Below are 26003 nucleotides of genomic sequence, written 5' to 3'. Positions count from 1 at the left end.
TGCGCGGCCACCGCATTGCGGGCCGCCGACAGGGCTGGCGGCCGGAGGCTGCCCGCGAGTCAGGCCTTCGACTCGCCGCGGCCGGTGCCTGCCACGTGCGCCGGCCCGACGCGGTCGTCATCGCGGTCTGATTCCGGCATCTCCGCGGCGGGCTGCTCATCCGCCGGGGACTGACTCCGACCGCCCGGTGTGTCCGACGGGCTGGCCGACTTGAAGTCGGAATCCGTGACCGGGCCCGCCGCGCCGCCCGGCTGGGGGGTGCTGCCCGACGCCGCGTCAGCACTCTGCCGGCGCCCCTCGTAGGGCGGTACCGCCGCCCCGGTGTCCTGCGGCGGCAATTCACCGGTGCCACCGTAGGTGTCCGACGCGGTCGGATCGCTCATCGGCGGATTGGCGTCTTCGTCCACGGTCCCGATTGGACGGTCCGCCCGGCCCTGCTCGGGAGTGTCCGAACCGGAGTCGCGCGCACCGCTGCCCAAACCGGGATTGTCGAAATGCTCCAGCCGCGGATCTTGTGACTGTTGATCATTTTGAGAGGTCATTGTTATCTCCTCACCCTCTCGTTCCTGCCGCATCGGTCGGCGGCAGAGCAAGACAGCGGATACCCGCCCCTCCCGTGCCAAAACTCATGCTAAGGATGGGGCACATGCGCGAGCGGGTGAACGCGGCCGAGGTCTAGCGAGGCAGCTCCCGCAGCGGGGAGCCGGTGAACTTGTCCGGGTTGGCGACATCCCATAGGGCGCAGACCTTTCCGTCGCGCACCGTCATCGCGAGGATTCGCGGCCGCATTTCCCAGTGGCCGTCGTCGCCGGGACTGCCCGCCGTGTAGGCGCCCAGTTCGCCGTTGACCAGCGCCAGCTGGTTGGCTGTGAAGAACGCCGGGCCGTACCGGCGGGCCAGACCGAACATGAATCGGGCGACCTTGTCCGCCCCGTGGATGACGTGGACCGCGGTGGGTGCCTTGCCGTTTGAATCGCCGGTGAAGACGACGTCGGGATGCAGCAACGCCACCACGGCCTCCAGGTCGCCGGCGGCCATGGCGGCCATCAACCGGCCGACCACGTCGTTGTGCGACGGATCGGGTTTTGGCGGTGGCTGCGCGCCCGGCCCGGTCACGGCCTTGCGGGCCCGCGTCGCCAGCTGCCGGGCGGCGGCCTCGTTGGTGCCCAGCACCTCTGCCACTTCGGCGAAGGGCACGGCGAACCCGTCGTGCAGCACGAACGCGACCCTCTGATCGGGCGTCAGGCGCTCCAGCACGACCATCGCCGCGAACCGGGCATCCTCGCTGGCCACCACGGCGGAGAGCGGGTCGGCCTCGTCAAAACCGGTGACGACCGGCTCCGGCAGCCAGTTGCCGGTGTACGTCTCGCGCCGGTGCGCGGCCGACCGCAACCGGTCCAGGCCGAGCCGGCTTACCACGGTGGTCAGCCAGGCCCGCAGGTCGGCGATGTCTTTGCGGCCTTGGGCCGCCCTGTCCCAGCGCAGCCAGGCATCCTGGACGATGTCCTCGGCATCGGCCACCGTGCCGGTCAGTCGGTAGGCCACCGACATGAGATGCGGTCGCAGGGCCTCAAACTCGCCGACCTGCTGCGCTGCGGTCATGTCCGCGAGCCTAGCGCTACGCTCGCGGACAAGATGTCCGACAACCTGTGGCTGCACTTCGCCCGGCACGGCCCCGGCATCGCGCCGCCGATCATCACCCGCGGCGAGGGTGTCACCATCTTCGACGACCGCGGCAACAGCTACCTCGACGCGCTGTCCGGGCTGTTCACGGTTCAGGTCGGCCACGGGCGCACAGAGCTCGCCGAGGTCGCCGCCCGGCAGGCGAGCACCCTGGCGTACTTCCCCCTATGGGGCTATGCCACCCCGACCGCGATCGAGCTCGCCGAGCGCCTCGCGCGCTACGCCCCGGGCGACCTGAACCGGATCTTCTTCACCACCGGCGGCACCGAGGCCGTCGAGACCGCGTGGAAGGTGGCCAAGCAGTACTTCAAGCTGACCGGCAAACCCGGTAAGCACAAGGTGATTTCGCGATCGATCGCCTACCACGGCACCACCCAGGGCGCGCTGGCGATCACCGGGTTGCCGTTGTACAAGGAGCCGTTCGAACCGGTGACGCCCGGCGGCTTCCGGGTGCCCAACACGAACTTCTACCGCGCGCCCGAACCTTTCAGAGCCGACCTCAAGGCCTTCGGGCGGTGGGCCGCCGACCGGATCGCCGAGGCGATCGAGTTCGAGGGACCCCAGACCGTCGCGGCGGTATTCCTGGAGCCGGTGCAGAACGCGGGGGGCTCGATCCCGCCTCCCCCAGGCTATTTCGAGCGGGTGCGCGAGATCTGCGACGAGTACGACGTGCTCCTGGTGTCCGACGAGGTGATCTGCGCCTTCGGCCGGATCGGGTCGATGTTCGCCTGCAGTGACATCGGGGACGTCGGCTACGTGCCCGACATGATCACCTGCGCCAAGGGGCTGACGTCGGGCTACTCACCGCTGGGCGCGATGATCGCGAGCGAGCGGCTGTTCGAGCCGTTCAACGACGCCAAAACCATGTTCCCGCACGGCTATACGTTCGGCGGCCACCCGGTGTCGGCCGCGGTGGCGCTGGCCAACCTCGACATCTTCGAGCGCGAGGGCCTCAACGGGCGGGTCAAACACAACGCAGCGGGTTTCCGCGCCACCCTGGAGAAGCTCTACGACCTGCCCATCGTCGGCGACGTGCGCGGCGAGGGCTATTTCTACGGCGTCGAACTGGTGAAGGACAAGGCGACCAGGCAGACCTTCACCGACGAGGAACGCCGGGCGCTTCTGCCCCGGGTGTCCGCCGCGCTCTTCGAGGCCGGGATGTACTGCCGCACCGACGACCGCGGCGATTCGGTCATTCAGCTGGCGCCGCCGCTCATCAGCGGCCAACCCGAATTCGACACCATCGAGGCCACGTTGCGCGGCGTGCTCAGTGAGGAGTCTGGCCGGCTGTAGCGAGGACCCGCTTGACCTCGTAGGCGGCCAGCAACACCTCCCGGGAATGCGCCGTGGTCGGGTCACTGCCCATCCGGGTCTGCGCGTTGCAAAGCCAGGCGAGCGCCGACCGCAGGTCGGCGTTTTGGGTGCTGTCGCGATGCAGTTTCAGCTCTTCCAGCACGCGCTCCAGCCCGGAACTCCGAACTTGGGTCCCCTTCTCAACCTGCTTGAGCAGATGTTGCAGCGATCGCGGCGCGGAACCATCGCGGTCGCGCCGCCACTTCGACCAAAAGCGATCCGATTGAATGGCAAACCCTCTGGACTCGGCTGTCGCTGAACGCATCTCAGCGTAGTGGTTCGGCGCCGCACCCACCCGCGCGGGTCGCTTTGTAACATGTGCCCCATCAGTCACAGCGCGGCTCCCGGCAATCGGGCCTCCCATCGCCTAGTCTGCTCAGACAATGGCCCTGTTACGTTCCGCGTCATGCCTGGCAGCGGCGGTTTTTATGGCCGCCGCCCCGATCGCTGCGCCGGTCGCGTTCGCCGAACCGGCCCCGAACGCGGGTCCGCCGAACTGCCCGTACCAGGTGAACACCCCGCCGGCGGTGGACTCCTCGGAGGTCCCGGCCGCCGGTGACCCGCCTATCCCGCTGGCGGTGCCGCCCAAGCCGGTCGGCGGCGAGGCGCTGAGCGGCTGCGGCATCGTGGCGGCACCCGGCACGCCGCCGCTGCCGGGCGACGTGTCCGCCGAGGCCTGGCTGGTGGCGGACCTGGACAGCGGCGCCGTCATCGCCACGAAGGACCCGCACGGCCGTCATCGCCCCGCCAGCATCATCAAGGTGCTGGTCGCCATGGCATCCATCAATGCGTTGCCGCTGAACAAGTCCGTCCAGGGGACCGCCGACGACGCGTCCGCCGAGGGCACCAAGGTCGGGGTCGACGACGGCGGCATGTACACCGTCAACCAGCTGCTGCACGGGCTGCTGATGCACTCCGGCAACGACGCCGCCCACGCGCTGGCCATGCAGCTCGGCGGCGTTGCGGAGGCGCTGGAGAAGGTCAACGTGCTGGCCGCCAAGCTCGGCGGCCGCGACACCCGGGTGGCGACCCCGTCCGGGCTGGACGGGCCCGGCATGAGCACGTCGGCCTACGACATCGGCCTGTTCTACCGCTACGCCTGGCAGAACCCCACCTTCGCCGACGTCGTCGCGACGCGGACCTTCGACTTCCCCGGCCACGGCGACCATCCCGGCTACGAGCTGGAAAACGACAATCAGCTGCTCTACAAGTATCCCGGCGCGCTGGGCGGCAAGACCGGCTACACCGACGACGCCGGTCAGACCTTCGTGGGTGCGGCCAACCGAAACGGACGACGGCTGATGGCGGTGCTGCTGCACGGAACGCGGCAGCCGATCGCGCCATGGGAACAGGCGGCCCACCTGCTCGACTATGGGTTCGGCACGCCGCAGGGCACGCAGGTCGGCACGCTGATCGAGCCCGATCCGTCGCTGATGCCCACCCGGCACGACGGTGCCGCGGACCGGCCAGGCGCCGGCGCCCAGGCCGCCGGGCTGATGCCGTCGGCGGACGCGCTGCCGGTGCGGGTGGGTGTTGCCGTCATCGGCACCGTCGTCGTGTTTAGTTTGATCATGGTCGCACGCTCGATGAACCGCCGACCGCAGCACCGATGACATCACGGCCCGCCGTCTCGCGGCGGGGCCTGCGGGTTGGGCTCACCGCCGCCAGCGTCGGCGTCATCTACGGTTACGACCTGTCGATCATCGCCGCCGCGCAGCTGTTCGTCACCGAGGACTTCGGGCTCACCACGCGGCAGCAGGAACTGCTGACGACGATGGCGGTGATCGGCCAGATCGCCGGGGCGCTCGGCGCCGGCGTGCTCGCCAATGCGATCGGGCGCAAGAAGTCGATGGTGCTGATCACCGTCGGCTACGCGCTGTTCGCGCTGCTGGGCGCGCTCGCGGTGTCGCTGCCGATGCTGCTGGCGGCGCGGTTCCTGCTCGGCCTGACCATCGGCGTGGCGGTGGTGGTCGTCCCGGTGTACGTGGCGGAATCGTCCCCGGCGGCGGTGCGCGGCTCGCTTCTGACGGCCTACCAACTGGCGATCGTCAGCGCGCTGATCATCGGCTACCTGACCGGTTACCTGTTGGCCGGCACCCACAGCTGGCGATGGATGCTGGGGTTGGCCGCCGTGCCCGCAATCCTGCTGCTGCCCTTGCTGATTCGGATTCCCGATACGGCCCGGTGGTACCTGCTGAAGGGCCGGGTCGACGACGGCCGCCGGGCCTTGTTGCGGATCGAGCCGGACGCACAGGTCGACGAGGAGCTCGCCGAGATCGGTCGCGCGTTGAGCGAAGGTAAAGGCGGCCTCTCCGAGATGCTGCGAAGGCCGTATCTGCGGGCCACCGTCTTCGTGGTCACGCTCGGTTTCCTGATCCAGATCACCGGCATCAACGCGATCATCTACTACAGCCCGCGGATATTCGAAGCCATGGGCTTCACGGGCAACTTCGCGCTGCTGGGGTTGCCGGCGCTGGTTCAGGTCGCCGGTCTGGCCGCGGTGTGCACCGCGCTGCTGCTCGTCGACCGGCTGGGCCGGCGTCCGATCCTGTTGTGCGGCATCGCGATGATGATCGTCGCCGACGTCGTCCTGCTGGCCGTGTTCGCCCAGAACCATCTCGGCGGCGCGGGACTGGTTTTCGGGTTCGGCGGCGTGCTGCTGTTCATCATCGGCTACACGTTGGGTTTTGGCTCGCTGGGCTGGGTGTATGCCAGCGAAAGTTTCCCGTCCCGGCTGCGGTCCATCGGGTCGAGCGCGATGCTCACGTCCAACCTGGTCGCCAACGCGATCATCGCCGCCGTTTTTCTGACCATGCTGCATTCGCTCGGTGGCGCAGGCACTTTCGTGGTGTTCGCGGTGCTCGCGGTGGTCGCCTTCGGCTTCGTCTACCGGTTCGCCCCGGAGACCAAGGGACGCCAACTCGAGGAAATAAGCCACTTCTGGGAAAACGGTGGCCGATGGGATTGATCGCCGGGGGAACAATGGTTCTCGACGGTCAGGTCAGCCGGCCCGGCTGGTTGGAGGCGTCCGACGGGCGGATCCTGGACTGTGGGGGCGGCCCACCGCCGCGGCCGGCCGACGAAGACTTCCCGGATTGCGTCGTGGTGCCGGGCTTTGTCGACATGCATGTGCACGGCGGGGGCGGCGCCTCCTACACCGACGCCGACGGCATCGGCGCGGCCGCGGACTTTCACCGGCGGCACGGCACCACCACCACGCTCGCCAGCCTGGTCACCGCCTCGCCGGCGGAGCTGATCGCCGGCGTGCGCGCGCTCGCCGCGGCGACCCGACGGGGCGCGGTCGCGGGCATCCACTTGGAGGGGCCCTGGCTGAGCCGGGCGCGCTGCGGCGCGCACGACCCCGCCCGGATGCGCAACCCGGATCCCGCCGAGATCGACGCCGTGCTCGCCGCCGGCGGCGGCGCAATCCGGATGGTCACGCTGGCGCCGGAATTGCCGGGAGCCGAGGACGCGATCCGGCGGTTTCTGGACGCGGATGTGGTTGTGGCCGTGGGCCATACCGACGCGACCTACGAGCAGACGCAACGGACGATCGCCGCGGGCGCCACGGTGGGCACCCACCTGTTCAACGCGATGCCGCCGCTGCACCACCGCGAACCGGGACCCGCGCTCGCGTTGCTGCAGGACCCGGGGGTGACGGTCGAACTCATCGCCGACGGCGTGCACGTGCACCCGGAGGTCGTGCGGGCGGTGATCCGGGCCGCGGGGCCCGACCGGGTCGCCGTGGTCACCGACGCCCTCGCCGCGGCCGGCCGCGCCGACGGGACGTTTCGGCTTGGCGCGGTGCCGGTCGACGTCGTGTCCGGCGTGGCGCGGGTGCACGGCACGTCGACGATCGCCGGCAGCACCGCCACCATGGATCGACTCTTCCGCGGCGTGGCCTCCGACGCGGGACTGGCCGCCGCGGCGCGCATGACGGCGGCGACGCCGGCGCGGGCCCTCGGGCTGCAACGCGTGGGCGTGCTGCGGGCGGGGTTTGAGGCCAACCTTGTTGTGCTGGACCGCGAACTGCGGGTCACGGCCGTCATGGCCCACGGCGACTGGCTGGTGAACGGGTAGCCACGGCTATCGAAGCCGGCGGGCCAGCCGGGAAAACGCCAGCGCCCCAGCGGCTCCCAGGCCCATCGCGGTCAGGGTCTGACGCGTGCTCAGCCCCTTGTCCAGCTGCACCCGCGGGGCGATGATCGCGGGCGGCGGGGGGTCCACGGGCCTGGCCCGCGGATCGTCGGACGCGGTGGCGGCCCAAGCCGCGGCGAACAGCACCAAATACGCGGTGATGTAGGAGAACACCATGAGGCCCAGGACCGGCCCGAAGGTGGCCCCCGCGGGGCTGCGCAGCACCGCCTTCAGATACAGCGAAACCACCTGCTTGAACAGTTCGAACCCGATCGCCGCCAGCAGCCCGGCCCGCATCGAGTCGACCAGGTTGACCTTCTCGCGCGGCAGCCGGGCGATCATCCAGGTGAACAACAGCCACGACACGAACAACGCGATCAATATCGAGAAAAGCCGGAACAACCAGTCGAACACCGAAGACTCTGGTATCCCAAGCCATCTCAGCACCGCAGCCATCGGCGCCTGGTGGCCGAGCGTGCTCAGCGCCACGGTGGCCAACGCCACCACGAACGTCCCCAGCATCGCCACCAGGTCGGAAAGCTTGTTGCGTACGAAGCCCGGCGAATCGATGCGCTTGTCCCACCACATCTCGGTTACCGCGCCCCGCAGGTGCGATATCCAGCCCAGACCCGCCCAGGCCGCGGTGGCCAGCCCGATGACGCCGACCGAGGTCCGCGCCTCGATCGCGGAATTCATCAGGTCCACCAGCTGTTGCGAAAGGGCGCCGGACACCGAGGACCGGATGCGGTCGTCGATCGTGTTCAGCAGGTGGGGCCGGCGCGACAGCAGGAACCCGAACGCCGCGAAACCCACCATCAGCAACGGGAATAACGCGAAGATCGTGTAGTAGGTGAGGCCGGCGGCGTAGAAGCCGCCGTTGCGCTCATCGAAGCGTTGATAGGCCCGCACGACGTGGTCGAGCCATCGAAACCGGGCCCGCAGCCGATCGAGGACGCCTGGCTTGGCCGGCTCGCTCATGGTGAAACCTATTCCCGTACCGGAAGAAACCCTAATCGATCGTAAACCCGCCGAACCGTTTTGCCGGCGACCTCCTCGGCGCGCTGCGCCCCGGTCGCCAGCACCGACTCCAATTCGGCGCGGTCCGTCATCAATTCGTCGACACGCGCCTTGATCGGGCCGACGAATTCGACCACGGCCTCGGCGGTGTCCTTCTTCAGATCGCCGTAGCCGCGCCCGGCGTAGCCCTCGACGAGCTTGTCGATGCCGACCCCGGTGACCGCCGACTGGATGGTCAGCAGGTTCGACACGCCGGCCTTGGCCTCGGTGTCGTAACGGATCTCGCGCTCGCTGTCGGTCACCGCGGAGCGAATCTTCTTGGCCGACAACGCCGGATCGTCGAGCAGGTTGATCAACCCGGCATCGGTGCCCGCCGATTTGCTCATCTTCGACGTCGGGTCGGCCAGATCATAGATCTTGGCGGTGACCTTGGGAATGAGCACGTCGGGAACCACGAAGGTGTCGGGGAAGCGGCTGTTGAACCGCTGCGCGATGTCGCGCGCCAGCTCGAGGTGCTGACGCTGGTCCTCGCCCACGGGCACCAGATCGCTGTCGTAGGCCAGCACGTCGGCCGCCTGCAACACCGGGTAGGTGAACAGGCCGACGGTGGTCGAGTCGCTGCCCTGGCGCGTCGACTTGTCCTTGAACTGCGTCATCCGCGATGCCTGCCCGAAGCCGGTGAAGCAACCCAGCACCCACGCCAGCTGGGTGTGGGCGGGCACGTGGCTTTGCACGAAGACCGTGCTGCGGTCGGGGTCGATGCCCAACGCCAGGTACTGCGCGGCGGTGACCAGGGTCCGGCGTCGCAGCGCCTCAGGATCCTGCGCGACGGTGATGGCGTGCAGGTCGACGACGCAGAAGAACGCGTCATGGTCGTCCTGCAGCGTGACCCACTGGGTGATGGCGCCCAGCGCGTTGCCCAGGTGAAGCGAGTCGGACGTGGGCTGCACGCCGGAGAAAATCCGGCTGGATCCGGTAGCGGTGCTCATGAGGTTTGCGGTGTGGAAACCCCTGGCCTTAGCCGGGGGAGTAACGCCGCTTCTCTCCTTTCGGCATGTTGTCGGTGGCGCCGGTTACGTTGTCGCTGTGTGTAGGTTCCGTTTGCTTCCCAGCCCGGGGCAGGTGGCTGTATTGGCCGCGCACTGTCGGCACGCCCGGTTTGTGTGGAATTTGGCAGTGGAGCAGCAACAGCATTGGCAGCCAGGCCGCCAAGCGCCTGGCTACCACGAGCAGTGTGCCCAGTTGACTGCTGCGCGCGCCGAATACGACTGGTTGGCAGCCGGATCGCAGACCGTGCAGCAACAGGCGCTGCGCGACTTCACCCAAGCGATGCGCAACTTCTTCCACCGCACCCACCGTCGCCCCACCTGGCGCAAGGCTGGTCAGCATGAGGGATTTCGACAAGTCGGCGTCAAACCGCGCCACATTCACCGGCTCAGCCGGCGCCACGGGCAGGTGTGGATACCCAAAATTGGGTGGGTGCGGTTCCGCTGGACCCGTGACATCCCCGAGGCGGTGAAATCCTACCGAGTCACTCGGGATCGCTCTGGGCGTTGGCACATCGCATTTGCTGTCATCCCTGCACCCATCCCGGGACCCGATGATGGCAGCGTGGTCGGCGTTGATCGCGGCGTGACGGTGTCTGCGGCGCTGTCCACCGGGGAGCTGCGGCACGCCCCACGCCTTCACAGTCGCGAGACCGAGCGGCTGCGCCGATTGCAGCGGCGTCTGGCCCGGGCGCGACGCGGATCTCACAGGCGGGAACGAACCAAGCTCGCCATCGCGAGGCTGCGGGCGCGTGACGCCGACCGGCGCCGTGACTGGGTGGAAAAGACCACCACCGATGTGGCGCGTCGGTTCGAGACCGTCCGCGTCGAGGACTTGAACCTGCGGGCCATGACCCGCTCGGCGCAGGGCACCCGTGACTGCGCGGGCACCAACGTCGCACAGAAACGGGGACTCAATCGTGCGATCAGCCGCCACGGGTGGGGGCTGCTGGTGGCCCGGCTCGAGCACAAAGCTGTGGGGCGCCTGGAACTTGTCCCCGCGGCGTACACGTCGCAACGATGCTCCCACTGCGGCCATGTCGCGCCGGAAAACCGCAAGAGCCAAGCGGTTTTTCAGTGTGTCGCCTGTGGTGCCGGCCCGTGCAATGCCGACGTGAACGCAGCACGCAACATCGCCGCCGGACGGGCGGTGACAGCACGGGGAGACCTCGGCACTAGCCGGTCTGCGAACCGTGAACCTCAACTCTGTCCTCCTGCTGCCTAGGTGCGACGTGGTTGGAATCCCCCGCCTGTAGGCGGGGGAGGACGTCAAGATGCCCCGATCTTTTCACGCGCAGACCGGCCGTTGTTTGCGGTACCGGCGGTACCGCCATTACTGTCGGATCCATGGGGAGCAACGTGGGGACCCGTCCGCCGATCCACCTCGGTTCCGGAGAACCGATCCTGCTGCTGCATCCGTTCCTGCTGTCGCAGGCGGTGTGGGAGGACGTGGCGCAGCAGCTGGCGGACACCGGCCGCTACGAGGTCTTCGCCCCGACGATGGCCGGCCACAACGGCGGCCCGCCCGCCGGCACCTGGTTCCTGTCGTCGGCGCTGCTCGCCGATCACGTGGAGCGCCAGATGGACGAACTGGGCTGGAAGACCGCCCACATCGTCGGCAACTCGCTGGGCGGCTGGGTGGCCTTCGAACTCGAGCGGCGCGGGCGGGCGCGCAGCGTCACCGGCATCGCCCCGGCCGGCGGTTGGACGCGCTGGACCCCGGCCAAGTTCGAGGTGATCGCCAAGTTCATCCTGGGCATCCCGCTGCTCGTACTCGCCTGGGCGTTCGGGCCGCGCGTGTTGCACCTGCCGTTCAGCCGCCGCCTAGCGACCTACGCAATCAGCGCGTCGCCGGACCGCGTCAGCGAGCGCCAGCTGTCCGCCATCATCGACGACGCCGCGCACTGCCCGGCCTACTTCCAGCTGCTGGTCAAGGCGACGCTGCTGCCCGGCCTGCGGGAGCTGGCGCTCAACGCCGTGCCCGCGCATTTGGTGATCTGCGAGAAGGATCGGATCATTCCCGCGCCCCGATTCAGCCGGCACTTCAGCACCCACCTACCGCAAAACCACCAGGTCACCAAGCTCGACGGCGTGGGGCACGTCCCGATGTTCGAGGCGCCCGGCCGCGTCACCGAGGTGATCACCGGCTTCATCGAAGAACGCTGCCCGTCCCCGGGCCGCGAACAGCCCACCGGCTAGCCGGCTAAAGCCTTCTCCAGATTCTCGGCGATGGAATTGAGGAATTCCTCGCTGTTCTGGTACTCCTGCTCGGGCCCGATGAGGATGGCCAGGTCCTTGGTCATCTTGCCGCCCTCGACCGTGGAGATGACGACTTCCTCCAGCTTTTGGGCGAACTCGATCACCTCGGGGGTGTCGTCCAGCTTGCCGCGGTGCTGCAGTCCCCGGGTCCAGGCGAAGATCGAGGCGATCGGATTGGTCGAGGTCGGCTTGCCGGCCTGATACTGCCTGAAGTGGCGGGTGACGGTGCCGTGCGCGGCCTCGGCCTCGACGGTCTTGCCGTCGGCGGTCATCAGCACCGACGTCATCAGCCCCAGCGAGCCGTACCCCTGCGCGACGGTGTCGGACTGCACGTCGCCGTCGTAGTTCTTACAGGCCCAGACGTAGCCGCCCTCCCACTTGAGGCAGGCCGCGACCATGTCGTCGATGAGCCGGTGCTCGTAGGTCAGCCCCTCGGCTTCGAACTGCTCCTTGAATTCCTCGTCGTAGATGCGCTGGAACTCGTCTTTGAACATGCCGTCGTAGGCCTTGAGGATGGTGTTCTTGGTGGACAGATACACCGGCCACTTGGCGTTGAGGCCGTAGGCGAACGAGGCGCGCGCGAAATCGCGGATGGATTGCTTGAAGTTGTACATGCCCATCACGACGCCGCCGTCCTCGGGGATGGACACCAGCTCGTGCACCATCGGCTCGCTGCCGTCGGCGGGGGTGAACGTCAACGTGACGGTGCCCGCCTGGTCGACCTTGAAGTTCGTCGCCCGGTACTGGTCACCAAAAGCGTGACGGCCGATGACAATTGGCTTGGTCCAGCCCGGAACCAGGCGCGGGACGTTCGAGATCACGATCGGCTCGCGGAAGATGGTGCCGCCCAAGATGTTCCGGATGGTTCCGTTTGGCGACAGCCACATCTTCTTCAGATTGAATTCCTGAACGCGGGCCTCGTCGGGGGTGATGGTCGCGCACTTGACGCCCACGCCGTGCTTCTTGATCGCATAGGCCGCGTCGATCGTCACCTGATCGTCGGTGCGGTCGCGGTGCTCCATGCCCAGGTCGTAGTACTCCAGGTTGATGTCGAGATGGGGCAGGATCAGCATGTCCTTGATGAACTTCCAGATGACGCGGGTCATCTCGTCGCCGTCGAGCTCGACTACCGGGCCCTTGACTTTGATCTTGGATTCGTTGGACATATCGAGTTCGACTTTCTCCTCGCGGCGTCAGCTTTGCGAAGCTGCTAGCGCTTCATTGAACGTTTTGCTCGGCCGCATCACAGCAGTCGTCTTCTCCGCGTCCGGGCGATAGTAGCCACCGATGTCGACCGCCTCGCCCTGCGCCTCCGCGAGTTCGGCCACGATGGCGCCCTCGTTGCAGCTCAACTCGCCGGCCAGCGCGGCGAAGTGCTCGCGCAACTCTTCGTCGTCGGATTGCGCGGCAAGCTGCTCGGCCCAGTACAGCGCTAAGTAGAACTGGCTGCCGCGGTTATCGAGTTCGCCGGTCTTGCGCGACGGACCCTTGTTGTTCTCCAACAGCTTACCGATCGCGGCATCCAGCGTCTTGCTCAGAATCTTGGCGCGCTCGTTGTCGGTCTTGATACCGATGTCTTCGAAACACGCTCCCAGAGCGAGGAACTCACCGAGGGAATCCCAGCGCAGATGGTTTTCCTCCACGAGTTGGTGGACGTGCTTCGGCGCCGAACCGCCCGCGCCGGTTTCGTACATTCCACCGCCGGACATCAGCGGCACGATGGACAGCATCTTGGCGCTGGTGCCGAGCTCCAAGATGGGGAACAGGTCGGTGAGGTAGTCGCGCAGAATGTTTCCGGTCGCGGCGATGGTGTCCTGCCCGCGCATCGCACGCTCCAGCGTGTACCTCATGGCCCACACTTGCGGCATGATCTGGATTTCGAGGCCCTCGGTGTCGTGCTCCTTCAGGTACTCCTTGACCTTCTTGCGGAGCTCGACCTCGTGCGGCCGCTCGGTGTCCAGCCAGAACACCACCGTCATGCCCGAGTTTCGGGCCCGGTTGACGGCCAGCTTGACCCAGTCGCGGATCGCTTCGTCCGTGACGATGGGCATGCGCCAGATGTCACCGCATTCCACGTTCTGGGTGAGAAGGACTTCCCCGGTCTCCAGGTCGACGATGTTGGCGACACCTTCTTCGGGGATCTCGAACGTCTTGTCGTGCGAGCCGTACTCCTCGGCCTGCTGCGCCATCAGGCCGACGTTGGGAACGGTGCCCATCGTCGTCGGATCGAACTGGCCGTGGGTTTTACAGAAGTTGATGATCTCTTGGTAGATGCGGGAGAAGGTCGACTCGGGGTTGACGGCCTTGGTGTCCTTCTGCCGCCCGTCGGCGCCCCACATCTTGCCGCCGGCGCGGATCATCGCCGGCATCGACGCATCCACGATCACGTCGCTGGGCGAATGGAAGTTGGTGATGCCCTTGGCCGAATCGACCATCGCCAGCTCGGGACGGTGCTCGTGGCAGGCGTGCAGGTCGCGGATGATCTCCTCTTGCAGCGACGCGGGCAGCGACTCGATCTTGTTGTAGAGATCGATCAATCCGTTGTTGACGTTGACGCCGAGTTCGTCGAACAGCGCCTCGTGCTTGGCGAATGCCTCCTTGTAATAGATCTTCACGGCGTGGCCGAAGACGATGGGGTGGGAGACCTTCATCATGGTCGCCTTGACGTGGAGTGAGAACATCACGCCGGTCTCGTAGGCGTCCTGCATCTGTTCCTCGTAGAACTCGCAGAGCGCCTTCTTGCTCATGAACATGCTGTCGATGACGTCGCCGTCGCGCAGCACGACCTTTCCCTTAAGCTCGAGGGTCTGCCCGCTTTTGGTTTCCAGCACCATCTTTACGTTGCGCGCGCGATCCAGCGTCATCGACTTCTCGCCGTGGTAGAAGTCGCCGTGCCGCATGGTCGCGACATGGGTGCGAGACGCCGGCGACCACTCGCCCATGCTGTGCGGGTGCTTGCGCGCGTACTCCTTGACGGCCTTGGGCGCGCGTCGGTCCGAGTTGCCTTCACGTAGTACCGGGTTGACGGCGCTGCCAAGGCATTTGGCGTAGCGCTCACGAATTGCCTTGTCCTCGTCGGTCTTCGGATTCTGCGGAAAGTCCGGAACCTTGAACCCTTTGCCTTGCAGCTCCTTGACCGCGGCGACCAATTGGGGCACCGAGGCGCTGATGTTTGGCAGCTTGATGATGTTGGTGTCGGATCGCTTCGTCAGCGCTCCCAGTTCTGCCAGGTCGTCCGGCACCCGCTGCTCTTCGGTCAGGTGATCGGGGAACTCGGCAAGGATCCGAGCGGCCAGGGAGATGTCACTCGCCTCGATCTTGATGCCGGCCGGCTCGGCGAAGGCTCGCACGATCGGCAGGAACGCGTAGGTCGCCAGCAGCGGCGCTTCGTCGGTCAGCGTGTAGATGACGGTCGGCTGTTCGGCGCACACGGTCCATCTCCCGGCGTCATTGGTCAGATACTGATGGGGCTCAGCGTCTGGTTGCCACGTTATCAAGGGTGTTTGGACAGGTGTCGACCCGCAGGCCAGCGCGCGAAGTGCGGCACCGATGGCCGCCGGATCGGCCCATTGGCATCGACTCGCCGCTATGAGATAGGCTTCACATCGGTCATGAGTGCCAGCGTTAAGCCCCGGCTTGCTGGCCGGCAACCCTCCAACCGCGGTGGGGTGCCCCGGGTGAAAGACCAGGTCTAGTAGCCACAGGCTGCGCGGCAAGCGCGGGTCCGCCATACCGGACCCCTGACTAGAGGGGAAACGTGATGTGCATTCATCAAGCTCATTCGCGTCGCATTGTCTGCCGTCGCTAATTCGACCGCGCACCTTCCCGATGCCCGAATTCATGCCCTTCTGAGAAGAAAGCACACCGCACGTGAGCTCCCAAAACAACGAAACCAGTCCCGAGGCCGATCCGACCGCGCATTGGTCGTTCGAGACGAAGCAGGTGCACGCCGGCCAGAGTCCCGACCCGGCGACCAAAGCCCGCGCCCTGCCGATCTACCAGACCACGTCCTACGTCTTCGACGACACCACGCACGCCGCGGCCCTCTTCGGGCTCGAGATTCCGGGCAACATCTACACCCGGATCGGCAACCCGACCACCGACGTCGTCGAGCAACGCATCGCCGCGCTCGAGGGCGGGGTGGCCGCGCTGTTCCTATCCTCCGGGCAGGCCGCTGAGACATTCGCCATATTGAACCTCGCGAGTGCCGGGGATCACATCGTCTCCAGCCCGCGGCTCTACGGCGGGACTTATAACCTGTTCCACTATTCGCTGCCGAAGCTCGGCATCGACGTCAGCTTCGTCGAGGATCCCGACGATCTCGATTCGTGGCAGGCGGCGGTGCGGCCGAACACCAAGGCGTTCTTCGCCGAGACCATCTCCAACCCGCAGATCGACATCCTGGACACCCCGGGGGTTTCCGGGGTCGCCCACGCCAACGGTGTGCCTCTGATCGTCGACAACACCATCGCGACGCCGTACCTGATCCAGCCGTTCACGCAGGGCGCCGACATCGTGGTGCACTCGGCCACCAAGTACCTGGGCGGGCACGGCGCCGCGATCGCCGGCGTGATCGTCGACGGCGGCACCTTCGACTGGACGCAGGGCCGGTTCCCCGGATTCACCACGCCCGACCCCAGCTATCACGGCGTGGTGTTCGCCGAGCTGGGCCCGCCGGCGTACGCGCTCAAGGCCCGCGTGCAACTGCTGCGTGACCTGGGTTCGGCCGCCGCGCCGTTCAACGCGTTCCTGGTGGCCCAGGGCCTGGAGACGCTGAGCCTGCGCGTCGAGCGCCACGTCGCCAACGCGCAGCGGGTCGCCGAGTTTTTGTCCGGCCACGACGGCGTGCTGTCCGTGAACTACGCGGGGCTGCCCAGCTCGCCCTGGTACGAGCGGGGAAAGCAGCTGGCGCCCAAAGGAACCGGAGCCGTGCTGGCGTTCGAGCTGGCCGGCGGGGTCGAGGCCGGCAAGGCGTTCGTGAACGCGCTGCAGCTGCACAGCCACGTCGCCAACATCGGCGACGTGCGCTCCCTGGTGATTCACCCGGCGTCGACCACCCACGCCCAGCTGAGCGCCGAGGAGCAACTGACCACCGGCGTCAGCCCCGGCCTGGTGCGGCTGGCCGTCGGCATCGAGGGCATCGACGACATCCTGGCCGACCTGGAGCTCGGCTTCGCCGCGGCCCGAAAGTTCGGCGCCGACGCGGCCGACCCGCAGGCCGTGGCAGCTTTCTGAGGGGTTCTGACATGACGATCTTCGACGTCCCGACGCAGACGCTGCCCGCCGAGGGTGAAATCGGGTTTGTGCACATCGGCTCGCTGACCACCGAAAGCGGCGCGGTGATCGACGATGTCTGTATCGCCATCCAGCGCTGGGGTGAGTTATCGCCCACGCGCGACAACATGGTGGTGGTGCAACACGCGCTCACCGGTGATTCGCACATCACCGGGCCCGCCGGACCCGGGCATCCCACGCCCGGCTGGTGGGACGGGGTGGCCGGGCCGGGCGCGCCGATCGACACCAACCGCTGGTGCGCCGTGGCCACCAATGTGCTCGGCGGCTGCCGCGGCTCCACCGGACCCGGCTCGCTCGCTCGCGACGGAAAGCCTTGGGGCTCAAGGTTTCCGCTGATTTCGGTGCGCGACCAGGTGCAGGCGGACGTCGCCGCGCTGGCCGCCCTGGGCATCGATGAGGTGGCCGCCGTCGTCGGCGGATCCATGGGCGGCGCAAGGGCTTTGGAGTGGATCGTCGGCTACCCCGACCGGGTGCGGGCCGGGCTGCTGCTGGCGGTCGGTGCGCGCGCCACCGCCGACCAGATCGGCACGCAGGCCACGCAGATCGCGGCGATCAAGGCCGACCCGAACTGGCAGGGCGGCGACTACCACGACACCGGCCGCGCGCCGGATGCCGGGCTGACGATCGCCCGTCGCTTCGCCCACCTGACCTACCGCGGCGAGGTCGAGCTCGACACCCGGTTCGCCAACGGCAGCCAGGGCGACGAGGATCCGGCGAACGGCGGCCGCTACGCCGTGCAGAGCTACCTGGAGCATCAGGGCGACAAGCTGTTGGCCCGCTTCGACGCGGGCAGCTATGTCATTCTGACCGAGGCGCTGAGCAGCCACGACGTCGGCCGCGGCCGCGGCGGCGTCGACAGCGCCCTGCGCCGGTGCCCGGTGCCGGTGGTGGTCGGCGGCATCACCTCCGACCGGCTCTACCCGCTGCGCCTGCAGGAGGAGCTGGCCGAGCTGCTGCCGGGCTGCTCCGAGCTCCACGTCGTCGACTCCATCTGCGGGCACGACGGATTCCTGGTGGAATCCGAGGCCGTCGGCGAGTTGATCCGTAAGACGCTTGGCTTGGCCGATGAGGAAGGCGTGTCCCCCAGATGTCCGAGGTGATCCGCTCCAGCCACGACCGCTCCCTATCGTTCGGCTCGGCGGCTGCTGCCTACGAGCGAGGCCGCCCCTCCTATCCACCGGAGGCGATCGACTGGTTGATACCGCGCGGCGCGCGCCGTGTGCTTGATCTGGGCGCGGGCACCGGCAAACTGACCACCCGGCTGGTGGAACGCGGCCTGGACGTGGTGGCGGTCGACCCGATTCCCGACATGCTGGAGGTGCTGCGCTCCTCGCTGCCGGAAACGCGGGCCCTGCTGGGCACTGCGGAAGAAATTCCGTTGGAAGACAACAGCGTTGACGCCGTGGTCGTCGCCCAGGCATGGCACTGGGTGGATCCCGAGCGGGCGATTCCGGAGGTGGCCCGCGTGTTGCGGCCGGGCGGGCGGCTCGGTCTGGTGTGGAACACCCGCGACGAACGGCTGGGCTGGGTGCGTGAGCTGGGCGACATCATCGGCTCCGATGGCGACCGGGGCCGCTTCGACGTCAAACTGTCCGCGTCATTCACCGATCCCGAGCGGCATCAGATCGAGTGGACGAGTTACCTTACGCCGCAAGCGTTGATCGACCTGGTGGCGTCGCGCAGCTACTGCATCACATCGCCGACCGAGGTTCGCACCAGAACGCTCGACCAGGTGCGTGAGTTGCTCGCCACCCATCCGGCGCTGGCGAATTCGACCGGTCTGGCGCTGCCCTATGTCACCGTGTGCATCCGGGCCGCGCTGGCCGGATAGGTGCGTTCTTCGCGCCGCACGCTCTAGGATTCGGGTCCTGGGGGCGCTGCTCGAGGAGGCCCGCGATGGCACTGCCGACTCTGGTTCTCGTGCATGGCGGCGGGCTCGCAGCGGATTCTTGGGAGCTCACCGTCGACGAAATCCATCGGCAGGAGCCAAACCTGACCGTACTTGCTCTCGACATGCCGGGACGGCGGAACAAGCGGGGAGACCTGAGGCGATTGACCATCGCCGACATTGTCGACGCGCTCGTCGGCGACATCCAGAGTGCCGGATTGGAGGACATCGTCCTCGTTGGTCATTCGATCGGGGGAATGACGCTGCCGGGAGTGGTCACCAAGCTTGGAGCGGCGAGCGTGCGCGAAATGATCTTCGCTGCCGCCTTCCTGCCGCCCGAAGGTTCGTCGATCGTGGACAGCTTACCGTGGTTTCTCGCCAGGATCGCCCGGCGCTTCGTGAAGAGTGGCGTGCCGCGCGAAACACCAAGAATGCTGGCGAGATTCGCGTACTTGAACGGAGTTCCTTCGCATCGCCGGCGATTCATGACCGGCAAGCTCTACCCGGAATCACTTCGCATCCTCACGGAGAAAGTGTCTTGGCGCGGGACGCCCGAGGACATTCCTCGAACGTGGATATTGACCCTTCGGGATCGTGCCCTCGCGCCGAAGGTGCAGCGCAAATACATGGAAGCGATCGGCGGTGTGCAGACACTGATCGAGATCGATACCTGTCACTGCCTGATGGTGAGCGAGCCGGCACTGCTGGCCCAGGCCCTGGTCGAGCGATGCCGACCGTATGCGGGCACCGCGGATCAACAACACCGTGTGTTGTGAGCTTTTCGAGCGCCTAAGTCCGGCCGCTACCACTCGTCGTCTTCGTCCTCGCGGCGGAGGAGCTTTTCGGGGTGCCAGTAGGTGTTAGTGCGCGGTTGGCCGCGGTCGAGGTGTGGGGGCGGGATCCATTCGGTGTCGCCGCGGGCGTTTTTGCGGGTGCTCCAGCCGCCGGGTTGGACGATGTGGTGTTGGCTGGGGCAGCCGAGGGTGAGGTTGTTGACGTCGGTGCAGCGGCAGGCGGCGTAGCCGATGACGTGGTGGACTTCGCTGTAGTAGCCGGGCACGGTGCACCCGGGTGCGGTGCAGCCACGGTCCTTGGCGTACAACACAATCCGCTGTGCGGGTGAGGCCAGGCGTTTGGTGTGATACAGCGCCAGGGTTTTGCCTTTGTCGAAGATGGCCAGATAGTGCCGGGCGTGGCGGGCCAGGCGGATCACGTCGCTCATCGGCAGGATGCTGCCCCCACCGGTCAGGGCGCGCCCGGCGGCGGCTTCCAGTTCGGCCAGCGTGGTGGTGACGATGATGGAGGCCGGCAACCCGTTGTGCTGGCCGAGTTTTCCCGACGCCAACAGCCCGCGCAGCGCTGCGTTGAGCGCGTCGTGGTTGCGCTGGGTGGCCGACCGAGCGTCGTGGTCGATGGCGTCTTGGGTGGGTGGGCCGTCCACGCAGGCGGTGTCATCGGCGGGGTTGCACATGCCAGGAGCGGCCAGCTTCGCCAGCACGGCTTCGAAGGTGGCTCGCGCCTCGGGGGTCAGCCAGCCGCGCAGCTGCGACATCCCATCGGAACCTTGCTTGTCCAACGTTATGCCGCGCCGCCGGGCGCGGTCCTCGTCGGTGTAATTGCCGTCGGGGTTGAGGCAGTCGGCCAGCGTGTCGGCCAGCTCGGCGAGTTGTTCGGGACGAAACTGGCTGCCTTCAGTGGCCAACTTCGCTTCGACCTCCTCGCGGGTGGCGGCATCGATCCAGCCAGGCAGCTGGTGGTAGAAGCGCCGGATCACCGCCACCTGGCCGGCACCCAGCTTGCCGTCGCGCTGGGCGGCGGCGGTGGCGGCGAGCACCGGCGCCAACGGTTCCCCGGTCAGGCCGTGGCGTGGGCCCAGGTCGGCGGCTTCTTTGATGCGCCGGGAGGCTTCGGCGCGGCTGATCAGTGTCGCCTCGGCGATGGCGTGGGAGAGCTTGCCGCCCAGTTCTGCCGGGGTGGCCTGGCGGCCAAGGGCGTTGATTAGCGTGTGTTCTAAGGACGGTATGCGTCGGCGGTGTCGCTCGAAGCGCTCCAACAACGCCAGCTGCTCGCGAGTAACCAAAGCCTCACAGTCAAACTCGGCCACCTTGTCGAACGCGGCGTCCAGGGCATCAAGGGCGCCCGACAACGCCTCGCGATCAACAACCTTGCTGGCACTCACACCGCCAAACTATCCAAGGGCACCGACAAAAAACTCCGCCAAGAGACTAGTGAAACCAAAGTGGCGCAACTTATTTCGTTGGCGGGCCGTGGCGCAAGATAGTGGACGTCGACGACCGTCAGATGTTCAACCCCGAGAACATGACCCGGTTGGGATCGTACTTTTGCCGCACCGTCGTCAGCTGCGACAGGTTCGAGCCGAAGTAGCGCGATGGCGAGCTGTTGGCCTCCAGGTAGTTGACGTATCCGCCGACCGAAAACTGTTGGACCGCTTGGTGCGCGGAGTTCAGCCACTGCGTCGCCGCGGCCACCTGGTTGCCGGCGGGCTCGACGTACCACTGCAAGAGCGCGGACTGCTTGCGCCACGGGAACGCGGTGTCCCCCGCACCCACGTCGCCGACGGCGCCGTCCAGCGGGTCGACGAGCACCGACGCCTTGCCGCCGGAGGCGGGCCACTGCCCGATCGCCGTCGCAATAGCATGGGCGGCAGCGGAATTCATCGTCGAGAGCACGTCGGATCCACCCACAAAACCCACCGGTGAAGCCGCCGAGCTGCCCCCGGCCAGATACGTCACCAGGTCCATATGGCTGAGCGTCTTGTTCTGAACCGCGGTGGGGGCCACCCCGACCGCGGATTTGATGGCGTCGACGACGCCCGAGCCGGCGCCCGCGGGACAGGTTGCCAGCACGTGGCAGTTTGGCTGACTCCCGACCGAAAGATCGACTATCCCCCAGGTGTTTCGGTCCGCGCCGCTCATCCATGACTGCCAGCCGGCAAGCACCTGCACCGCAGCCGACGGAGGGAAGTCGAGCCGGACGACGTCGTTGTCACCGGTCGCGAAGGTCGCGAAGGTCATCGACGTCGTGACCCCGAAATTGCCGCCGCCGCCACCGCGCAGCGCCCAGTACAGGTCCGGATGGTCGTTGGCGGACGCGGTGACCACGTCGCCGCTGGGCAACACCACCGTGGCCGACTGCAGGGCATCGCAGGTCAGGCCCGCATGGCGGCAATCGGCCCCCACTCCGCCGCCAAGGGCCAGTCCCGCGATCCCGATGCTCGGGTAGGTGGCGGTGGGGATCGCGCGACCAGCGCCGGCCAGCCCCTGGTGCACGGCATACACAGTGGTCGCCGGCGTGACCGTGGCGTTGCCCGCGCCGTCGACGTTCACCCCGCCGGGAAGCCCGCGCAGGTCGATGACCATCGTGCCGCTGGAGCTGGACGCGCCGATGTACGAATGCCCGCCCCCGCGTGGGGCGATCTTGAGCCCGTTCGCCGTCGCGAACGAGACCGCCTTCTGCACGTCAGACTGCGATGAAACCTTGACGACCGCAGCCGGATTGGAGTTGTTGTAAAGCGAATTGAAAACCTCCTTGCCCGTGGAGAATTGGGCACCGTTGGCGGGCAACAAGACATTGCCGCCGATGGAGGAGGACAAGCCACCCCACCCGGTGGCGGGGTCCGCGGCGGCGCGCGCGCTGCCGAACACCGCTCCGGTCGCCAGCATTCCGACGGCGCCGCGAAGGAAGGTCTGGCGCGAGAGGCGCCTCTCAAAGGAAAGGTCCAGCGGACGGCCGTGATTCGTCGTCATGGGCCGGATTCTGGTCCAAACGGCACCGGAAAATCCGGCCCTCCGCGCGAGTGTCAGGTCACAGTGTGGCCTCGATCGCGCGGCGCCGGCCCGGGCGCGTCTCACCCCAATAAGCGACGCCGCGCGCACGATGCCCTCACAAAACGCTTATTGTGCAAACCTTTATCGCACCGTGTTGTAAACGTGACAGTTATAGATCAGAGTTCCTAACGTGACTGGAGTGCCCTAAGTGCACCCAGCGAAAGATGGGGAGACTGGCATGAAGGCACTGGCGGCGGAGACTTCGCGTTGGATCTGGCTATTTCGTCACCAGCCGCTGACCATCCGGCTGCTAGCCGTCGCCGCCGGCCTGCTCACCGCTGCCGCGGCGTTCGCGGCACCGGCCGAGGCGGACCCGGCGGCCGACGACAACTTCATCGATGCGCTGAATCACGCCGGCATCGACTTCGGTGAGCCGGGGAACGCGATGTCCGTGGGCCAGTCCATCTGCCCGATGCTCGCCACGCCGGGCGGGAACTTCGCCGCCGCCGCGGCGACCGTCACCCACCGCGGCATGTCACCCCAGATGGCCCAGATGTTCACCACGATTGCGATCCAGATGTACTGCCCGCAGGAGATGGCCAACATCGCCAGCGGCAACCCGACCGCCGGCCTGCCCGGAATTCCCGGCGGCCTGGGTGGCGGCCTGGGTGGCGGCCTGCCCGGCGGCCTGGGCCGAATCCCCGGCGTGCCAGGGCTCTAGCGGGTGCCCAACGGGTCGATGGTCGACGCGATATAGACCATCGCCGCCGCCACCGTCGCAGTGGTCAAGAAGTCGATGCCGCGGCTGCGGACGACCAACAGACCGGCGCGCTCGTCGGACAACACCAACCGCAGTATCGCCGCCACGCCGACCCCGATGCCGATCAGCAGGGCACCGCGACGCCAGAAGTTGGCCGCCGCCAAGACAAATGCCACGGTGAAGATCAGTTCAACCAACAGGATCGGCCACTGGGCCCGTAACGTCGCGCGCACCTCTTATTGCCGTCCCTCGGCCAATTCGACGACGTTGGTCAACAGGAACGCGCGGGTAAGCGGCCCGACGCCGCCGGGATTCGGTGACACGTGGCCGGCCACCCCCCACACATCCGGATGGACATCGCCGACGAGGCCGTTATCGGTGCGGCTGACGCCCACGTCGACGACCGCGGCGCCGGGACGCACCATGTCCGCGGTCAGCATGTGCGGGACGCCCACGGCGGCCACGATGATGTCCGCCTGCCGGGCCAGCGCGGGCAGGTCACGAGTCCCGGTGTGGCACAACGTCACCGTGGCGTTCTCCGAGCGGCGGGTCATCAGCAGCCCCAGGGGGCGGCCGACCGTCACGCCACGGCCGATGATGACCACGTGCGCCCCGGCGATCTCGACCTCGTAGCGCCGCAGCAGGTGCACGATGCCGCGCGCGGTGCACGGCAGCGGCGCGGGGATGGACAGCACCAGGCGGCCCAGGCTCGTCGGGTGCAGCCCGTCGGCGTCCTTGTCGGGGTCGACGCGCTCCAGCGCCGCGTTCTCGTCGAGGTGCTTGGGGAGCGGCAACTGCACGATGTAGCCGGTGCACTCCGGGTTGGCGTTCAGCTCGTCGATGGTCTCGTCGAGCTGGGCGGTGCTGATGTCGGCGGGCAGGTCGCGGCGGATCGAGGTGATGCCGACCTTGGCGCAGTCCGCATGCTTGCCGCGGACGTAGGCCTGCGACCCGGGATCGTCGCCGACCAGGATGGTGCCCAGCCCGGGCGTGCGACCCGAGGCGGTCAGTGCGGCCACCCGTTGCTTGAGGTCGACGAAGATCTCGTCCCGGGTGGCCGTGCCGTCCAGCGTGATTGCGCCCACGCCGGACAGTCTTCCATGCCGCCGCATTAGGCTCCGGATATGTCTACCCCTCCAGATGTCTTCTCGCCGGCCCAGCTGGGCCCCCTCACGTTGCGCAACCGGATCATCAAGGCCGCGACGTTCGAGGCGCGCACGTCCGGCGCGCTGGTGACCGACGATCTGATCGAATACCACCGGCTGCCGGCCGCCGGCGGGGTGGGCATGACCACCGTCGCCTATTGCGCGGTCTCCCCCGGCGGGCGCACCGAGGGCAACGGGCTGTGGATGCGCCCGGAGGCGGTGCCCGGGCTGCGCCGGCTGACCGACGCGATCCACGCCGAGGGTGCGGCGGTGAGCGCGCAGATCGGCCACGCCGGCCCGGTCGCCAATGCCCGCACCAACAAGGCCACCGCCCTGGCACCGGTACGGTTCTTCAACCCGATCGGGATGCGCTTCGCCAGGAAGGCGACGCGCGAGGACATCGACGACGTCATCGAAGGGCACGCCAACGCCGCGCGGCTGGCCATCGAAGCCGGCTTCGACGCGGTCGAAATCCATTTGGGCCACAACTATTTGGCGAGCGCGTTCCTGTCCCCGCTGATCAACCGCCGCGACGACGAGTTCGGCGGATCGCTGGAGAACCGCGCCAAGTTGGCCCGCGGCATGGTGATGGCCGTTCGGCGCGCGGTGGAAAAAGACGGCGCGCCGATCGCGGTGACCGCCAAGCTCAACATGGCCGACGGTGTGCGCGGCGGCATCGGCACCGAAGAATCGCTGAGAACCGCCAAATGGCTGCAGGACGACGGTGGGCTGGACGCGATCGAACTCACCGCGGGCAGCTCGCTGGTCAACCCGATGTATCTGTTCCACGGCGACGCGCCGGTCAAGGAGTTCGCCGGCGCCTTCAAGCCGCCGCTGCGCTGGGGCATCCGCATGACGGGCAAGAAGTTCCTCCGCGAATACCCCTACCGCGAGGCCTATCTATTGCGCCACGCCAAGCTGTTCCGCGCCGAGCTGACGATGCCGCTGATCCTGCTCGGCGGCATCACCAACCGGGAAACGATGGACCTGGCGATGGCGGAGGGATTCCAGTTCGTGGCGATGGCCCGGGCGCTGCTGGCCGAGCCGGACCTCGTCAATCGGATCGCCGCCGACGGCGCCGGGCATAGCGTGCATTCGGCGTGCACGCACTGCAATCGGTGCATACCCACGGTCTACAGCCGGACCCGATGCGTGGTAACCGGCGCGCCCGACGCTCTAGCCCGCTGACGATGCGCCCGGACGCTGATGTCACCTGGTGAAAGCGGATGTACCCGCTACAGTTATGGCAATGAGCGCACCAGCCCCACCTGCATTAACCGTTCGTCATGACGGGTCGGAACGAACCTTCGCCACGGGTCATGACGTCGTCGTCGGACGGGATCTCCGGGCCGACGTGCGCATCACGCACCCGCTGATTTCGCGCGCCCATCTGTTGCTGCGATTCGAGCAGGGCAGGTGGCTGGCGATCGACAACGGTTCGCTCAACGGGACTTTCGTCAACGGCTGCCGGGTGCCGGTGGTGGACATTCACGACGGCCAGAGCATCAACATCGGAAATCCCGACGGGCCCCACTTGACCTTCGAGGTCGGGCGCCATCAAGGGCTGGCCGGGCGCCCGCCGCGCACCGAGTCGATGGGCATCCCGGTTGCCCAGCCGGCGAGGGCGGCGTG

24 protein-coding genes and 1 riboswitch are annotated in these 26003 nt (G+C 67.4%); of the genes, 13 read left to right on the top strand and 11 right to left on the bottom strand.

The window, feature by feature from the left end:
* Nucleotides 1–59 precede the first annotated feature (59 nt).
* Nucleotides 60–542, bottom strand: a complete 483-nt coding sequence (locus JWP83_RS13870) for a hypothetical protein (protein ID WP_297730754.1) — start codon at nt 540–542, stop codon at nt 60–62.
* Between the two features lie 133 nt (nt 543–675).
* Nucleotides 676–1602: a sigma-70 family RNA polymerase sigma factor gene (locus tag JWP83_RS13865; protein WP_297730752.1), complete on the bottom strand. Its 927-nt coding sequence runs from the start codon at nt 1600–1602 to the stop codon at nt 676–678.
* Nucleotides 1603–1635: 33 nt separating this feature from the next.
* On the opposite strand from JWP83_RS13865, the gene JWP83_RS13860 reads away from it, so the two are divergent.
* On the top strand, nt 1636–2976 hold the full coding sequence (locus JWP83_RS13860; RefSeq protein ID WP_297730750.1) for an aspartate aminotransferase family protein: 1341 nt from the start codon (nt 1636–1638) through the stop codon (nt 2974–2976).
* On the opposite strand, the gene JWP83_RS13855 is transcribed toward JWP83_RS13860, so the two are convergent.
* Nucleotides 2951–3202 (bottom strand): hypothetical protein, encoded by a 252-nt coding sequence (locus JWP83_RS13855; protein ID WP_367185640.1) that lies wholly within the window; start codon nt 3200–3202, stop codon nt 2951–2953. The genes JWP83_RS13860 and JWP83_RS13855 overlap by 26 nt on opposite strands.
* Before the next feature lie 217 nt (nt 3203–3419).
* Between JWP83_RS13855 and JWP83_RS13850 the strand changes: the two genes are divergently transcribed.
* The 3 genes from JWP83_RS13850 to nagA are packed head-to-tail and all read left to right on the top strand — an operon-like array spanning nt 3420 to nt 7116.
* A complete protein-coding gene (locus tag JWP83_RS13850; protein ID WP_297730745.1) occupies nt 3420–4649 on the top strand; it encodes a D-alanyl-D-alanine carboxypeptidase family protein in 1230 nt (409 codons plus the stop codon).
* Nucleotides 4646–6004: a sugar porter family MFS transporter gene (locus JWP83_RS13845; protein WP_297730743.1), complete on the top strand. Its 1359-nt coding sequence runs from the start codon at nt 4646–4648 to the stop codon at nt 6002–6004. Before JWP83_RS13850 ends, JWP83_RS13845 begins: the two co-directional genes overlap by 4 nt.
* Nucleotides 5995–7116, top strand: coding sequence for an N-acetylglucosamine-6-phosphate deacetylase (gene nagA / locus JWP83_RS13840; RefSeq protein ID WP_297730741.1), 1122 nt, complete (start codon nt 5995–5997; stop codon nt 7114–7116). Before JWP83_RS13845 ends, nagA begins: the two co-directional genes overlap by 10 nt.
* 6 nt (nt 7117–7122) lie before the next feature.
* On the opposite strand, the gene yhjD is transcribed toward nagA, so the two are convergent.
* The gene (yhjD, locus tag JWP83_RS13835; protein WP_297730738.1) at nt 7123–8151 is read right to left on the bottom strand and encodes an inner membrane protein YhjD; all 1029 of its coding nucleotides are present in this window, start codon (nt 8149–8151) and stop codon (nt 7123–7125) included.
* 8 nt (nt 8152–8159) lie between these two features.
* A complete protein-coding gene (gene trpS / locus JWP83_RS13830; RefSeq protein WP_297730735.1) occupies nt 8160–9179 on the bottom strand; it encodes a tryptophan--tRNA ligase in 1020 nt (339 codons plus the stop codon).
* A 97-nt stretch (nt 9180–9276) separates the two neighbouring features.
* On the opposite strand from trpS, the gene JWP83_RS13825 reads away from it, so the two are divergent.
* Both JWP83_RS13825 and JWP83_RS13820 read left to right on the top strand, forming a co-directional pair.
* Nucleotides 9277–10461: a transposase gene (locus JWP83_RS13825; RefSeq protein WP_297730733.1), complete on the top strand. Its 1185-nt coding sequence runs from the start codon at nt 9277–9279 to the stop codon at nt 10459–10461.
* Nucleotides 10462–10583: 122 nt separating this feature from the next.
* Nucleotides 10584–11435 carry an alpha/beta hydrolase gene (locus JWP83_RS13820; protein ID WP_297730731.1) on the top strand — a complete coding sequence of 284 codons (852 nt, stop codon included), beginning with the start codon at nt 10584–10586 and terminating at the stop codon, nt 11433–11435.
* Here JWP83_RS13820 and JWP83_RS13815 read toward each other — a convergent pair.
* Together JWP83_RS13815 and JWP83_RS13810 are read right to left on the bottom strand one after the other, a co-directional pair.
* Complete coding sequence (locus tag JWP83_RS13815) at nt 11432–12661, bottom strand: NADP-dependent isocitrate dehydrogenase (RefSeq protein ID WP_297730729.1); 1230 nt, start codon at nt 12659–12661, stop codon at nt 11432–11434. The genes JWP83_RS13820 and JWP83_RS13815 overlap by 4 nt on opposite strands.
* A 27-nt stretch (nt 12662–12688) precedes the next feature.
* Nucleotides 12689–14926: an NADP-dependent isocitrate dehydrogenase gene (locus tag JWP83_RS13810; RefSeq protein WP_297730727.1), complete on the bottom strand. Its 2238-nt coding sequence runs from the start codon at nt 14924–14926 to the stop codon at nt 12689–12691.
* Nucleotides 14927–15102: 176 nt separating this feature from the next.
* Nucleotides 15103–15220, top strand: a riboswitch (SAM riboswitch).
* A 145-nt stretch (nt 15221–15365) separates the two neighbouring features.
* Between JWP83_RS13810 and JWP83_RS13805 the strand changes: the two genes are divergently transcribed.
* The 4 genes from JWP83_RS13805 (at nt 15366) to JWP83_RS13790 (ending at nt 19454) form a co-directional block, all read left to right on the top strand.
* Complete coding sequence (locus tag JWP83_RS13805; protein ID WP_297730725.1) at nt 15366–16730, top strand: bifunctional o-acetylhomoserine/o-acetylserine sulfhydrylase; 1365 nt, start codon at nt 15366–15368, stop codon at nt 16728–16730.
* Nucleotides 16731–16741: 11 nt separating this feature from the next.
* Nucleotides 16742–17890, top strand: coding sequence for a homoserine O-acetyltransferase (locus JWP83_RS13800; RefSeq protein ID WP_297730723.1), 1149 nt, complete (start codon nt 16742–16744; stop codon nt 17888–17890).
* Complete coding sequence (locus JWP83_RS13795; RefSeq protein WP_297730721.1) at nt 17878–18621, top strand: class I SAM-dependent methyltransferase; 744 nt, start codon at nt 17878–17880, stop codon at nt 18619–18621. The genes JWP83_RS13800 and JWP83_RS13795 overlap by 13 nt, the downstream gene beginning before the upstream one ends.
* A 65-nt stretch (nt 18622–18686) precedes the next feature.
* A complete protein-coding gene (locus JWP83_RS13790) occupies nt 18687–19454 on the top strand; it encodes an alpha/beta hydrolase (RefSeq protein WP_297730719.1) in 768 nt (255 codons plus the stop codon).
* A 26-nt stretch (nt 19455–19480) separates the two neighbouring features.
* Here the strand turns inward: JWP83_RS13790 and JWP83_RS13785 are convergent, their stop codons facing one another.
* Together JWP83_RS13785 and JWP83_RS13780 are read right to left on the bottom strand one after the other, a co-directional pair.
* The gene (locus JWP83_RS13785) at nt 19481–20857 is read right to left on the bottom strand and encodes an HNH endonuclease signature motif containing protein (RefSeq protein ID WP_297730717.1); all 1377 of its coding nucleotides are present in this window, start codon (nt 20855–20857) and stop codon (nt 19481–19483) included.
* A 118-nt stretch (nt 20858–20975) separates the two neighbouring features.
* Nucleotides 20976–22445 carry an FAD-binding oxidoreductase gene (locus JWP83_RS13780; protein WP_297730715.1) on the bottom strand — a complete coding sequence of 490 codons (1470 nt, stop codon included), beginning with the start codon at nt 22443–22445 and terminating at the stop codon, nt 20976–20978.
* A gap of 259 nt (nt 22446–22704) precedes the next feature.
* On the opposite strand from JWP83_RS13780, the gene JWP83_RS13775 reads away from it, so the two are divergent.
* A complete protein-coding gene (locus tag JWP83_RS13775) occupies nt 22705–23187 on the top strand; it encodes a DUF732 domain-containing protein (RefSeq protein WP_297730713.1) in 483 nt (160 codons plus the stop codon).
* Here the strand turns inward: JWP83_RS13775 and JWP83_RS13770 are convergent.
* Both JWP83_RS13770 and JWP83_RS13765 read right to left on the bottom strand, forming a co-directional pair.
* Nucleotides 23184–23459 carry a DUF3017 domain-containing protein gene (locus JWP83_RS13770; RefSeq protein ID WP_297730711.1) on the bottom strand — a complete coding sequence of 92 codons (276 nt, stop codon included), beginning with the start codon at nt 23457–23459 and terminating at the stop codon, nt 23184–23186. The two genes, JWP83_RS13775 and JWP83_RS13770, sit on opposite strands and share 4 nt — an antisense overlap.
* Nucleotides 23460–23462: 3 nt before the next feature.
* Nucleotides 23463–24311 carry a bifunctional methylenetetrahydrofolate dehydrogenase/methenyltetrahydrofolate cyclohydrolase gene (locus tag JWP83_RS13765; RefSeq protein WP_297730709.1) on the bottom strand — a complete coding sequence of 283 codons (849 nt, stop codon included), beginning with the start codon at nt 24309–24311 and terminating at the stop codon, nt 23463–23465.
* A gap of 39 nt (nt 24312–24350) precedes the next feature.
* On the opposite strand from JWP83_RS13765, the gene JWP83_RS13760 reads away from it, so the two are divergent.
* Both JWP83_RS13760 and JWP83_RS13755 read left to right on the top strand, forming a co-directional pair.
* The gene (locus JWP83_RS13760; protein ID WP_297730707.1) at nt 24351–25559 is read left to right on the top strand and encodes an NADH:flavin oxidoreductase; all 1209 of its coding nucleotides are present in this window, start codon (nt 24351–24353) and stop codon (nt 25557–25559) included.
* Nucleotides 25560–25614: 55 nt separating this feature from the next.
* A partial coding sequence (locus tag JWP83_RS13755; protein WP_297730705.1) for an FHA domain-containing protein occupies nt 25615–26003 on the top strand: 389 nt, incomplete at its 3' end.

It is taken from the genome of Mycobacterium sp., assembly GCF_025965855.1.
GTDB lineage: Bacteria > Actinomycetota > Actinomycetes > Mycobacteriales > Mycobacteriaceae > Mycobacterium.
Note: the sequence above shows the minus strand (reverse complement) of the source record. Positions and strands in the feature narration are given on the sequence as shown.